This is a genomic window from Arthrobacter sp. H35-D1 (genome assembly GCF_030063185.1).
GTDB lineage: Bacteria > Actinomycetota > Actinomycetes > Actinomycetales > Micrococcaceae > Specibacter.
The window spans coordinates 18,967-32,072 of sequence record NZ_JASISP010000031.1 but is presented as its reverse complement, the minus strand read 5'-3'; the positions used below and the strand labels follow the sequence as shown (position 1 = coordinate 32,072).

The window sequence follows — 13,106 nt, the reverse complement described above, 5'->3', positions numbered from 1 at the left end:
CTGACGACCACCACACCACCTCGACAACAAAGGCCCTGCCGAAACCACCCGGCAGGGCCTTTTCACGCCACCCACAACAACACCAAACATGACGGCCACATCGTCAAATAACATGACGGCTAACACTGGGGAGAAATGCACAACCTGAGGGAACTGCCCGCGGACCAATGGGCACCGACACTTCGCTGGTTGGGCGACCTGTACCGCAAGTCGTTCTCACATGTTCTGCTGGCATTGAACTTTGCCCCCGGATTCAGCTACGCCGACTTGGATGAGCAGATCGCCAAGGGCTCGATCATGCGCCGCGACAGCCTCGGCAGCACCCTGTGGTTCCCGCAGGATCAAAAGAACGCCATTGCCTCAAGATTTCCAGACACCATCCTGGTCGGTGAAAACTGCTACCAAAATTTCACGGTCAGGAAGACCTCCTGCGACCACAGCTTCAAGGTCCCCGGTGACAAGCCGTACCGCCCCATGCTGGAGCGGGTACTCACCGACGCCAAGAACCTGCACGCAAACTACCTCGACCTGCGCCACCCGCCAGATGTGACCACCTGGGTGGTGGACAACCCCGACCTGGTCCAGGACTTCGCCGTCAACGGCGGCTACCGTTTGGCCCCCAACCACGTCAGCATCCCCACAGTTCTTCCCGAGGGCGCACGCGAAGCCACCATCGCTTCCACATGGAGCAACACCGGCGTGGGCCGCATGCCCAACGACAACCCCCAGTGGAACAACAAGTACAAGATCTCATATGCATTGCTTGACCAGACCACCGGTGAACCCGTGTACCAGGTTCAGTCGACAGACGAGAATCCCGGGAACTGGATCAAGGGCACCGATGGGGATGACAGCACAGAATTTGCACCGACGGATGTTCCTGCCGGCAGCTATGACTTCGCCGTGGCCATCGTGGACAATACCCGCGAGAACGTGCCAGCCATCAAGCTGGCCCTGACCGGTGAGGAGACCACCACCGGCTGGAACAAGCTCGGCACCACTAAGTTGGAAGCAGCCGAGGCCACCCCGACAGCCGAGGCCACCTCGACGGATGAAGCCACACCAACCCAGTCTGCAACGCCGACCGAAAGCGCCACACCGACTTCGTCGGCAACACCGGCTAAGTGGCCCACGCCCACGTCCGCCACCACACCGGCCACGTCCTCTTCCGCTCCGACGGCTGCAGGCACGGGCAGCGACAACGGCAGCCACAGTGGCAACGACCTGGCTGCCACCGGTTGGGAACGCCAAGGCCTGTGGGCGGGCGCAGCTGCCTTCCTTCTTGCAGGTGCAGTCATCATGCTGGTGGGACGACGCCGCGCGGGCACCCACTCCTGATCCAGAGATGGCCTGTCGCTGACTAGCTGAAGCAACCACGCCGAATGCCCCGCCTGTTCGCAGCACCACTGCCGCGAACAGGCGGGGCATTCGGCGTTCAAGGAAGCCACCGTGAATGCGACCGGGGCTGTCAACTGTCCTGCTCGGAGAGTGGCAGTCCACGGCAGGCGAGGCAGGCCATGGGTCTTCTTACTCGCCCTCTGCCTGTTTCGGAGCCGTGGCCCATCCTGCCGGGCGAGATTTGGTTTGGCCGCGGCCGCGTCATGCGCTGGCTGTGTCGTGGCACTGCCGGAGTTGGGCAATCCTGACAAGGCCTGATCCGAGGCCTGATCCAAGGCAATAAAAAGCCAGGCCCCGAAGGGCCCGGCAATTTTGGTGGGAGACTAGGCGCGGCGGCGCTGGAGAACGTCGTCCAAGTTGTTCAGCGCGTAGCTGCCGCGTTCAGCAGCAGGTACGGACGCCGGCGGGGCCGGGGCCGACGGTGCCACCTTCTTGGGTGTTTCGTCAGCGGGAACGTCCGGAACGGCGGCGACTCCGTCATCGCCTTCCCCCACGCCGGCCTGGTTAGCCTTGATGGACGAGCCGGTGGACTTCGGGGCTTCAGGCAGATTCAGTGGTTTCTCCAAGCTCAGGGCACGAGCTGCGGTGACATAACCGGGCACGGGAACTTCGACGGGCTCCCATGTCTCGGCGGCCAGGTCGGTTTCGGACAGGGTTTGGGTGTGTGCCAACTTAGCATCGGCAGTTCCCTTGGCAGCAACACGCATGGCGGCTGCACGCAGCTCTGCGGCCGTGAGCGGCTTCTGCACCGGAGCGGGCGGAGCACCGACGGCTCCGTCGAACAGCGTCGTCTCCCGCGGTTCCGGAGCAGGTGTCTCCGGCTTGGCGGGGGCCGCCAGCGCCGTCGTTCTTGCCGCTTGACGGGCGGAGCGACGGGCGGCTTGATCGCGGACAGCCAAGGTGCGCAGGCCGGCCAAGACGGCGACAAAGACGCCAAGTCCCGTCCAGGAAACCGCTGCCGACCCGAGCGAAAACACGTTCAGTGCCCCGGAAATGCCCGCTGCCAACAAGGCAAGGAGTCCGGCCAAGGCAAGAAACGTCCGTCCCCAACGAATTCTCAAGGGCTTCTCCGCTGCCGACGGCATGGCCGTTGAAGGTCCCGGCCCCACGTGGGTGTGGGCGTCGGAAGTAGTGCTTTCCATTGACGTCTCCTGCAGCTGGATCTGGTGGGCTGGCACCGCGTGTCCGGCCACATTTCAACCCTAAACGGCAAACATGTCCGCACCGGCATTGCTGCCGGTGTGTCGCCTGCGAAGGCCGGAAATCGTCTATTTCTTACGTCCCGAGTCGCCAATGTTGCTCCTGCTAGCGCCTTGCCAGCCACCGGTTCAAGATTCCTTCCGGGATTTCCTCGTCGGTGATGGCGAAACTCCTGTGGTCCGCCCATTCACCATTGATGTGCAGGTACCGGGGGCGCAGCCCTTCATCGCGGAACCCCAACTTCTCCACCACGCGCAGGCTGGCGGCATTCTCCGGGCGGATGTTGATTTCCATCCGGTGCAGCCCCAACTGGCGGAAGCAGTGGTCGGTGGCCATGGCCACGGCGGTGGGCACTATACCGCGGCCGGCCCGGTCCTTGTCCACCCAATAGCCCAGGGTCGCCGTCATGGCCGACCCCCATTGGATGCCCGAAACAGTCAGCTGGCCCACAATGACGGGTTTGGGCTGGGAAGGGATGCGTTCGGTGATGATGAACGGCAGCGCGGACGCTTCGCGTGCCTGCCGGTTCAACACCCTGACCATGCCTGAGTAAGTGGGCAGCCCGGCCGATCCGGCCGGGCTGCTCGCCTCCCACGGCTGCAACCATGCGGCATTGCGGGCGCGCACGCGCGTCCACTCAGCCCTGTCGCGCAGCTTGATGGGGCGCAGGATGAGATCGCCGCATTTCAACGTCACCGGCCAGATGGCCTGCCCCAGCACGTAGTTAGCCCTTGATGCCGTTGGCGAATTCACCGAGCCACTCACGCAGGTCGGGGCCCAGGTCTTCGCTGTCGCAGGCCAAGGTCACCACGGCCTTGAGGTAGCTGAGCTTGTCTCCGGTGTCGTAGCGGCGGCCACGGAACACCACACCATACACGCCCCCACCTTCGCCTTCACTGACGGCGAGTGTCTGCAAAGCGTCGGTGAGCTGAATTTCATCCCCGCGTCCCGGAGGGGTGTTCTCGAGCACGTCAAACACGGCCGGGTGCAGCACGTAGCGGCCAATCACGGCCAAGTTCGACGGCGCATCCTCCACCGAGGGCTTCTCCACCAAGTGGTTGACACGAACGTAGTCCTCGCCCTCAATGACGCTCATGTCGGCGCAGCCGTAGGCGGAAATCTTGTCCTGCGGAACCTCGATCAAGGCCACCACTGAACCACCGGTGCGTTCCTGAACTTCAATCATGGTGGTCAGGAGCTCATCGCGCTCATCGATCAGGTCGTCGCCAAGGAGCACAGCGAAGGGTTCGTCGCCCACGTGAGTCTTGGCCCGCAGCACTGCGTGCCCCAGTCCCTTCGGGTCGCCCTGGCGCACGTAGTGGATTTCGCCCAAGGCGGTGGCGTGCTGCACAGCAGCGAGGCGATCCAAGTCACCCTTTTGCTGCAATAGCTGCTCAGTGAAGGGAACCCTGTCAAAGTGGTCCTCCAAAGCGCGCTTGTTGCGCCCTGTGATCATCAAGACGTCGGTGAGGCCTGCACTGACCGCTTCCTGAACCACATATTGAATGGCAGGTTTGTCAACTACCGGCAGCATTTCCTTGGGCATCGCCTTGGTCGCGGGCAAAAAACGCGTTCCCATACCGGCTGCGGGTATAACCGCCTTGCGTACATGCTTTGCAGAAGTCATGCCCCTAGGGTAACTGAACCGCACCTGTTTCCCGCGATAGTGTAAGAAACACAACTACTACATCCCGGCCCAGGACACCCATGAGCACACCGAGCAAGGCAGCGTGGCGCACCCTGCTGCGTGTCCGCCGGCAGCAAAGACACGACGACGTCACGAGCCTTCGCGCTGCCGCCGTGCCTCCCCCCGCAGCTGCCGCCACTGAAGGAACCGACTTGGCACGGAACGGGCTGGCGCTACTGGATTCCCTGCCTGCCGGGCGCGCAGTGTGCGCTTTCATTTCAGGGGCTACGGAGCCTCCCACCGGGAGCCTTTTGCAGCTCCTCGCCGACTCAGGCAGAAGGGTCTATGTGCCGGTGTGTGAGCCTGATTTTCAGCTTGCTTGGACCCTCTGGTATCCAGCGGCCCCCCTGGCCCGCAGCGTGTTGGCTCCGGTCATGGAACCCGTAGGTCCTCGCCTGGGCTTCGAGCAGCTGGAGACGGTTCAGGCGATTTTTGTCCCGGCGCTGGCCGTGGACCTCGCGGGCGTGCGGCTGGGCCAGGGCGGCGGATACTACGACAGGTTTCTACCCACAACCACCACTATTCCCGTCGTTGCCGTGGTGTACGGCCATGAAATCTATCCAGCTGGACAACTGCCCCACAACGCACTCGACGCCCCTGTGGACTATGCACTCACACCCAGCGAGTACCGGACGCTGGGCACCGGAACGGCGCCGATTCACTAACGCTGGAACCGTCCCGGCAGGATGTTTCCATGCCTCGGCGTGCGGGAATGCGCAGGCGCCTGCAGCCGTTGTAACCTGCGATGGTAGAATTGGCACTTGGGACCTTGGACTGCCAGCCACGCGACTGCCCGTCACATGGTCCCGACGCATGTATCCAGGAGGAAATTCAGTGCCCACGTACGCTTATGCCTGCAAAGATTGCAGCCACGCCTTTGATATCCAGCAGTCGTTCACCGACGATTCGCTGACGGTCTGCCCCGAATGTCGTGGCACGCTGCGCAAAAAGTTCAATTCCGTGGGCGTCGTGTTCAAGGGTTCTGGCTTCTACCGCACGGATTCACGCGCGGCTTCCAACTCCGTCCCCGCAGCTGTCTCCGGAGACCAAGGCAGCACTCCCAAGGCTTCCCCGGCCACAGCAGACGCAAGCGGCTCGGCGTCAGGCAGTTCGGGGTCGGGCAATTCAGCATCCGGGGGTTCAGGCTCGGCGGGCAGCACGTCCACCAAGAGTCCTGCACCAGCAGGGGCAGCCAACTAACAATTTTTGGTGCAGCTGCCGGTCTTGGCCTCTCGGCAACCGGTATTTGTTTCCCCAACAGGCGCCCCGCGGTACAGCATTGCCCACAATCTGCCGGCAGGGCCGGTGCACTCCCCTGCATCGGGCCTAGCGTTGATGCATGAAGTCCTCACCCACTCCCCCGGCACCGTCCTCCTACCCCGGACCGGCATGGCGCTCCCAACCGTGGGCGGGACAACCGCCGTCGCACCTTGCCCGTCTTGGCCGGCTGGTTCTTCGCCGGCGGCGGCTCTTCGCGGCATTGCTCCTTTGCGCCGCCGCGGCCATGGCGGTCCAACAGCTGACGCCCGCAAGCCCGGTCGCAACTACTGTCATGATGGCCGCCCGCGACCTCCCCGCAGGCCATGTTCTCAGCAGCACAGACCTCGTCTCCGGTGAAGTAAGCCCCGAGATGGTGCCTGATGGCGCACTGGCGCCGGCGGCCTTCCCTGAGTCGCCAGCATCCCCGGCAGCCTTCGATGAGGGGGGTGGGAAAATGGCAGGGGCTGCCGAGTGGGAGGGGCAGCAGCTTTCCGGTCCTGTCCGGCGCGGGGAAGTGGTCACCGATGCCTCGCTGTTGGGGAACGGGCTTCTTGTTGGCGCCCCGGCCGGCAGCCAGGCAGTTCCGCTGCGCCTGAGCGACCCCTCCACCCTCACGCTGTTGCGCCAAGGCCAACTCGTGACAGTGGTGTTGAGCAGCAGCACGGGCCTTGACGGGCCAGTCAGCAATGAGCTATTGGCCGAGAAGGTCCCCGTGCTGTGGACCCCGGCTCTGGCACAAACAAGCGGAGGGCTGCTGCCGGTCCAAGAGACCGAGGGAGTCGTGGTGGTGGCGGCCTCTGCGGAGCAGGCGGTGCGTCTGGCCGGGGCCATCAATCGAGGGAAAGTCTTCCTGATCCTGCTGAACTAGCGCTGTTCCACTTAATTTCTTGCCGCCTTGACCGTCGCAAAGAAATGGTTTGGCCCCGGCAGGTAACACAGCCCCACGGCGATGCCACCCAACACGAGCTGGACCACGGTGGTCAGGCCCTCGGGCAGGGCGATGCCCAGCAGCTGGACCACTGTGAGCAACACCAGCACGCCGGCAGCAACTCGAGCCCAGGAACAGCCCTTGCGCAGGAACAAGCCAAACAGCACATAGGCAGCGGTTGTGGCTATTCCCGATATGACAACCGTCAGTATGCCCATGTTGCGCAGCATGGCCAAGCTCGGGGCCTCACCGGTCATGGCGTCAATTTGGAGCTGAATGGCATCCAGTCTCTCCGGGGATCCAGCGTAGACCACCGCGATTATCGAGGCAATCACTTGCACTGCGGCGGCAACGTACAACAGCCGTGCAGCCGCCGACACCAGCGGCGGTGTGGGCGGTTTGGGCGTGCCGTTCTTCTTGTCCAGGAAAGCACCCAGACCAGGTACTTTTGGCGGAGTGTCCATGGTTGCCCCTTGAATTTCTAGCCCCAATGCGGGGGCTTGTTCTCGCGCAGCCATGCATCATGGCCGCGGTCGTTGCGGTCGTCGCCCCACGTGTGGTCGGCGTCGTTGGGCGCCTCATTGGGCAGCAACTTCTGCTCCGTGGACGGGGTTGCCGGAGTGGCAGCATCCTTCGACTCGGCGTCGGCAACTGTTTCATCGCTGCCTCGTTCCCCGGTCATTTCACTCATTGGTGGCACACTTTCGTCGCTGTCTTTTGCTGCTCCCGGCTCATCGGTGCCGAAGTCGGCCTCGCCAGCCTGGTCCTCGGTATCAACAGTGCTTGCAGCGGCGCCTCCCACTGGCGTGTCTTGAACCGCGCTGTCATCACCCGTACTGTCGTCACCCGCTGCATCTTCCTCGGCCGCGGCCGCCTCTGCGCCGTTGCGGCGCCGGGAACGCGGTGAGTCGATGACAGCCGTCATGGAGGTGTCCAAGGACGTGCCCAGCAGCAAAGCAAGGTCGGCGTCTCCAGCACTGGAAGGCAGCGCCAAGTAGCGTCCAATCTGATCGGCGCAGCTGGACGGGTCGGTGAAGACCTCAATGGTCCACAGCGGCACATAGCGCCAGCCCAGCCGTTCAAGCATTTGTGGGCGCAGTCGGCTGCGTTCACGCACACTCATGTTCTGGTACTTGGCAGTGCCATCGGATTCAACGGCCACCGGAACCGGGATTTCCTGCTCTTCGCGGCCCAGCAGCTGAATCGGGTCAGGAGCTGCAGCCATGTCAAGGGCTCCGTCGTAGTGATGCCAGACGCGTGCGCCCCGGGCGTGGAGCCTGTCGGCAAGGTCGGCCACCAGCGGGTCTTCGCCAGTTTCCCGCTCGCTGTCCTGTGCACGCGTCGCCGGAGTGCCCAGCAGCGAGTTGCCGGCAAGCTCACGGTCCAACAGCTCGAAGAAGTCAACGGCGCCGTGGCTGAGCCGGCTTTCGTCCAGGTCTTCCGGCCTGAAGCAGGTCACAATGTGGATATGTGCGCGCGCCCGTGTCATGGCCAGCGCAAACTTCGCGCGGCCGTCGGGTTCGGACAGCGGACCAAAACCGTGCAGTGCCCGCCCATGCGGCGTGCGTCCGTAGCCCAACGAGAAGATGACCCTGTCCCTGACCAATCCTGCAGCCCTGTCCACCGCGACAACACGGAAGGACTCCGGCCCGGAGGCAAAGAAGTCGGCCAGCAGCGGGTGGTTGGCCATGTGCAGGCGGATGGCCTGGGCAACTCTGACGGCATGGCGTTCACTGGCCGTGATGATGGCGAGGGACTCGCGTGGGCGGACTCTGGCGTGTTCAAACACCAGGTCAACCACGCGATTGACCTCGGCCACCACCGATTCCACCCCGTCACTGCCGGGCAGCCCCCTGCCGTCCGGCAGGTAGTCAACCGTCAGTGCACGCTCAAGTCCCGTCAGCGCCCTGCCGTCCGGGAGGCGTTCCAGCTGGGAATCATAAAAACCGCGGCTGAGCTGGCGGACCAAATCTTCATCCACTGCGCGGTAGGCCACGGTCAGCCGGTGCCGGGGGAACACCCTCGACAGTGCGCCAAACACGCTTTCCAATGGGTGCTGGTCCGCGCCACGGTTCCCGGGCTCGCTGACAGCGACGCTAAAGCTCTTCGGGCAGGCCGTTTGCTCATCCCCGAATGCCACAACCTGATCAGCCCGGGCCAAGGACGGCAGAGCAGACTGCAGGGACGTCGACTCGGCATCCAGAACCACCACGGCGTCGAAACGCAGACCCTCGGGAATGGCGGTGGGCACCACCAACGGGCTCAGTACGAAAACAGGGGCCAGATTACGCAGCAGGTCGGGAGCCTGGGCACTCAGTGCCTCCAGCGAAACCCGGCCGTCCTTCAACACATTGCGCAGCATTTCGCCCTGGCGATTCCCGCCAACCAAGGCTTTGGCCCATTGCTGGGCCAACTTCCAGCGGATTCGTCCCGGCCCGGAAGCTACGTGCGCCTGGTCTGCGATGCGGAACTCGGCTTCCAGGCGGCGGAGGTTCTCGCCGTCGGACATGGCCAGGTATTCGTCTCCGCTGATCATGGCTTCCAAGGCGGATTGCCACCAGGCGAGTTCAAGCTCGGCGCCGGTTTGTGCGGCCGGCACCTCGCGGCGGGCCAGGTCGTCGAGCAGTTCACCCAAGCCCTGCTCGCGCATGCCTTCGAGCAGGAGGGTGCGCTCGGGCAATGTCTCCAGCGACTCCTTCGAGGCAACCAACGCCTCCAGCCGGCCCACGAGTTCGCGGGCGTTATAAGTCTGCAGGTCCCCTCCATCGACCGTGCGCTCAAGCACTGCGCCCAAGGCCAGCAACTTCTCGCGCAGACCCATGTAGGTGCGGCTCAACTCGGCCAGGCCCGAAGGCACTGTGGGATGACGTTTGCTTGTCGCAGCCTTGGCCCACTGCGCGCTTTGCTCCTTGACAAGAATCAGGGAGGCGTGCAGATCGGCGATGTGAACGCCGGGGCGCACCAAGTCCTTGGCGTTGCGGCGGAAGCGGGCGCGCTGCAAGGCAGGCATCTCAACGCCGTTTTCCTTGCGCCACGCGGAGGTGGCCGTGGCCGCAATCATTTCATCGGTCGACCAGTCAAAAATATCGGCGTTGAACTTGTCCAGGCTTTCCCGGATGGCCACCAGCATGTTCAGCTGTCGGCCCCATTCGGCGAAGGAATGGCCTTGGCGGATCTGGCCGGACTCGGCCACTTCACTCATCTTCTCTGCAAAGTCGGGCACCTGGGCGAACAGCTGTTCTGCCAGCTGGTACGCCGTTTCGGTTTCCTTGCGCGTCACCATGCGGGCACCATGCCAAGCGCTGCTCACGGCGACCCGGCTGAAGGCGCCAAGGCCCGCCGCCCGGCGCAGGCGCCCCGTTAGCTCCTTGCGGTCGCGGATGCTGTCGAGCACGCTGCGCTTGAGCCGAACTGTGGTGGACGGTGCGGGGTGGATTGATGTCAGCTCGGCCAGGGACTGCATGGCCTCATACGGAGAGCATCCCCAGCGGTCGCGGACATTGTGCAGGCTGGCAACGTGGTCGACCAGCTGGTGGCGGTGGTCCACCAGCATTTCGTGCAAGCTTCCCAGCTTGGGTTCCAGGGCCTTTTCATTGCGCGTGATGGCACGGATCAGCTGCGACTTGATTTGCTGTGGACCGGTTTGCGCGCTCAACTGCAGCAGCAGCGAATCCAGGTCGTGTTCGTTGAAGATCTGGGCCAGTTCGTTCAGGGTTCCGCGGCGTTCACCCACCACCAGGACGCTCTTGCCGTCATGGACAAGCGCGGCGATGGCGTTGATGGCCGTCTGGGTCTGCCCGGTGCCTGGAGGGGTGGAAACCAGCACCGACTCGCCCTTGCGCACCATGTCCAGCACGTACTGCTGGTGCGGGTCGGCGTCCAGGACAAGGATCTCCTCTTTGGGATGCCGCGCGTCCAAGCTGGGAAAACGGGAAAAGTCCGGTTCCAGCTCGACTGGAAGAACGTCGTCCCCGCTGTGGCTCTGCAAAAGTTCAAGGGTTGTGCCACCAGCCAGCAGGGCGGGATCATTTAGGTTCTCAGCCAGGAAGGCGAACGTTGAAACGACGAGTTCGTGCTCCACCTCGGCGCCCGCAATAGGGGCCAGCAGCGTGCGGACCCTGTCCAGGACGGGCACCGGGTCAAAGCGTGCGGTGCTGTAGGCAAGGCGTCCCAAGGCGGGCGCATCAAGATGAATGTTGGTGTGCTTGTCCAGGTACTTCACGAGGGCAGGGTTTACCTGGGCTTGCTCCATGAGTTGGAGTTCGTAGTCGTCTTGGCCAGGGCGGACGGTCAGTGCGACGGCGGCCAGCAACACGGGCGCGCAAACGTCGCCGCTGCTTTGTCCTCCGACGGCGGACCAGCGGGCCATCCCGGCGGCGACGTATCCGACGTCGATCCCGCGGTCTGTGCTCAGTTCAAAGATTTTGGCCCGGAGGGCGGCCGCGGCCGTCTTGGCAGCCGCATAGTGTTCCGGTTCGCGAATCAGCGTGGAAAGGCGGGTTTTTCGGCCTGCCAAAAGCTGGGCGAGGCCGGAGGGGTGGGCGTGCGTGAGACCGATGCTGCCATGCTCGGTCTTGGCGAAGGCAAGGGCCGTGTCTGCGCCGGAATATGAATCCAAGCCAGCAAGCCAGGTTTGGAGTTCCAATGAACTCTCCTTGGGACCTGCAACTTCGGACACGGGTGCCTTCTTCTCTGCACTTGAGCGGAACGGTCTTGACCATACTGACATGCAATTCAGGCTATCGTTCCTAGCCCAAGAATGCCCGTTCGGCACACTGGAGGGCACAAAAATAAGCCTGAAAAGACTGGCTTGGGCGCCCTCCAGCGTCCCTGTGGGGGGATTACTCCCATTCAATCGTTCCCGGCGGCTTGGAGGTGACGTCCAAGACAACGCGGTTGACACCGTCCACCTCGTTGGTGATTCGGTTGGAGATTTTCGCCAGCAGGTCGTATGGCAGTCGCGACCAGTCCGCCGTCATGGCGTCCTCGGAGGACACCGGGCGCAGCACGATCGGATGTCCGTAGGTGCGGCCATCGCCCATGACGCCAACGCTGCGCACATCGGCAAGCAGCACAACAGGCATCTGCCACACTTCGTTGTCCAAGCCTGCAGCAGTCAGCTCCGCGCGGGCAATGGCGTCCGCCTTGCGCAGCAGTTCCAGCCGTTCGCCGGTGATCTCGCCAACGATGCGAATACCCAGGCCAGGGCCGGGGAAGGGCTGGCGGCCGACAATTTCGGCAGGCAGGCCGAGCTCGGCACCCACGGCACGGACCTCGTCCTTGAACAGGGCACGCAGCGGTTCAACAAGCTCAAAGCGAAGATCTTCCGGAAGCCCTCCCACATTGTGGTGGCTCTTGATGTTGGCTGCGCCTTCACCACCGCCGGATTCCACAACGTCGGGGTACAGGGTGCCCTGGACCAGGAACTTAATCTCTTCGCCTTCAGAGGCGGCTTCGGCCATGATGGCCCGCTCGGCTTCTTCGAAGGCGCGGATGAATTCGCGGCCGATGATCTTGCGCTTGCTTTCGGGGTCGGACACCCCGGCCAAGGCGTTCAGGAAGCGGTCCTGTTCGTTGGCAACATACAGCTTGGCTCCGGTGGAGGCCACAAAGTCGAGCTCGACCTGTTCGGCCTCGCCTTCACGGAGCAGTCCGTGGTTGACGAATACGCAGGTGAGCTGGTCGCCCACGGCGCGCTGCACGAGGGCAGCGGCCACAGCGGAGTCGACGCCGCCGGACAGGCCGCAAATGACCTGGGCGTCGCCGATCTGCCCGCGGATGCGCTCAACCTGGTCGTCCAGGATGCTGGTGGCAGTCCAGTTCTTTTCCAGCTTGGCGCCGTTGAACAAGAAGTTCTCCAGCACCTTCTGGCCAAATTCGGAGTGCTTGACTTCGGGGTGCCATTGGACGCCGAAGAGGCACTTTTCCTCATTGGCAAACGCCGCAACCGGCGCACCGGCCGAGGTTGCCAACACGTCGAAGCCTGCGGGCGCCTCGTGGACGCTGTCGCCGTGGCTCATCCACGTTGTCTGGACCGGGTTCGTGTCGCTGAGGATGGAGCGGCTTTCGCCGAGAATCTGCACCTGGGTGGAGCCGTATTCGCGCTGCCCGGTGTGTGCAACAGTTCCGCCCAGGGCTGCGGCCATGGCCTGGAAGCCATAGCAAATGCCCAGGACCGGAATACCGGCTTCAAACAGGTCTGCACCAATATTGGGCGCGCCCTCTGCATAGACGCTTGAGGGTCCTCCGGAGAGGATGATGGCAGCTGGGTTCTTCGCAAGCAACTGCGCGGTGGTAAAGGTATGCGGAACGATTTCCGAGTACACATTGGCCTCACGCACACGGCGCGCAATCAACTGGGCGTACTGGGCACCGTAGTCCACAACCAGGACGGGCTTCTGGGAAGTCTGGGCCGTAGCGGGATTAGTCACCTTGCAATCTTAACCCACAGCGCGGCCCCCTCGCCCCGGTGCCCGCCATTGAGTGACCAGCGACTCAAAAAAGCCCGTCATGGACGGTCACCACAACAACGAGGCCCCTCCCCCGACGCTCCTGCACTTTCGGGGGTCAAATGCGAAACGCTCCCGCACCAAGTGCGGAAGCGTCCGTGATATTACCCCCAAAAGTGCAGGA

The 13,106-nt window shown here is 63.5% G+C and carries 10 protein-coding genes and 1 pseudogene; 4 read left to right on the top strand and 7 right to left on the bottom strand.

Annotated elements, in window-relative coordinates; all coding sequences use genetic code 11:
• Positions 1-135 precede the first annotated feature (135 nt).
• Positions 136-1,338, top strand: a complete 1,203-nt coding sequence (locus QMG25_RS18975) for a DUF4832 domain-containing protein (protein ID WP_283462654.1) — start codon at positions 136-138, stop codon at positions 1,336-1,338.
• A 383-nt stretch (positions 1,339-1,721) separates the two neighbouring features.
• Here the strand turns inward: QMG25_RS18975 and QMG25_RS18970 are convergent, their stop codons facing one another.
• The 3 genes from QMG25_RS18970 to galU form a co-directional block, all read right to left on the bottom strand.
• On the bottom strand, positions 1,722-2,540 hold the full coding sequence (locus tag QMG25_RS18970; RefSeq protein WP_283462653.1) for a hypothetical protein: 819 nt from the start codon (positions 2,538-2,540) through the stop codon (positions 1,722-1,724).
• 163 nt (positions 2,541-2,703) lie between these two features.
• On the bottom strand, positions 2,704-3,318 hold the full coding sequence (locus QMG25_RS18965) for a GNAT family N-acetyltransferase (RefSeq protein WP_283462651.1): 615 nt from the start codon (positions 3,316-3,318) through the stop codon (positions 2,704-2,706).
• Positions 3,319-3,322: 4 nt separating this feature from the next.
• A complete protein-coding gene (gene galU, locus QMG25_RS18960; RefSeq protein WP_283462650.1) occupies positions 3,323-4,225 on the bottom strand; it encodes a UTP--glucose-1-phosphate uridylyltransferase GalU in 903 nt (300 codons plus the stop codon).
• Positions 4,226-4,305: 80 nt separating this feature from the next.
• On the opposite strand from galU, the gene QMG25_RS18955 reads away from it, so the two are divergent.
• Positions 4,306-4,950 carry a 5-formyltetrahydrofolate cyclo-ligase gene (locus QMG25_RS18955; protein ID WP_283462649.1) on the top strand — a complete coding sequence of 215 codons (645 nt, stop codon included), beginning with the start codon at positions 4,306-4,308 and terminating at the stop codon, positions 4,948-4,950.
• A pseudogene (locus QMG25_RS20460) lies at positions 4,835-5,212 on the top strand (FmdB family zinc ribbon protein); the annotation flags it as partial. The gene QMG25_RS18955 and the pseudogene QMG25_RS20460, both read left to right, overlap by 116 nt.
• 62 nt (positions 5,213-5,274) lie before the next feature.
• Here QMG25_RS20460 and QMG25_RS20455 read toward each other — a convergent pair.
• Positions 5,275-5,481 carry a hypothetical protein gene (locus QMG25_RS20455; protein ID WP_349307161.1) on the bottom strand — a complete coding sequence of 69 codons (207 nt, stop codon included), beginning with the start codon at positions 5,479-5,481 and terminating at the stop codon, positions 5,275-5,277.
• Positions 5,482-5,624: 143 nt separating this feature from the next.
• Between QMG25_RS20455 and QMG25_RS18945 the strand changes: the two genes are divergently transcribed.
• Positions 5,625-6,413, top strand: a complete 789-nt coding sequence (locus QMG25_RS18945) for a CpaB family protein (protein ID WP_283462646.1) — start codon at positions 5,625-5,627, stop codon at positions 6,411-6,413.
• An 11-nt stretch (positions 6,414-6,424) separates the two neighbouring features.
• Here the strand turns inward: QMG25_RS18945 and QMG25_RS18940 are convergent, their stop codons facing one another.
• From QMG25_RS18940 to guaA, 3 genes are all read right to left on the bottom strand, one after another.
• Positions 6,425-6,937: a hypothetical protein gene (locus tag QMG25_RS18940; RefSeq protein ID WP_283462645.1), complete on the bottom strand. Its 513-nt coding sequence runs from the start codon at positions 6,935-6,937 to the stop codon at positions 6,425-6,427.
• 17 nt (positions 6,938-6,954) lie between these two features.
• The gene (locus QMG25_RS18935; RefSeq protein ID WP_283462644.1) at positions 6,955-11,202 is read right to left on the bottom strand and encodes a DUF4011 domain-containing protein; all 4,248 of its coding nucleotides are present in this window, start codon (positions 11,200-11,202) and stop codon (positions 6,955-6,957) included.
• A 112-nt stretch (positions 11,203-11,314) separates the two neighbouring features.
• Complete coding sequence (gene guaA / locus QMG25_RS18930; RefSeq protein WP_283462643.1) at positions 11,315-12,904, bottom strand: glutamine-hydrolyzing GMP synthase; 1,590 nt, start codon at positions 12,902-12,904, stop codon at positions 11,315-11,317.
• Between the last annotated feature and the right edge of the window lie 202 nt (positions 12,905-13,106).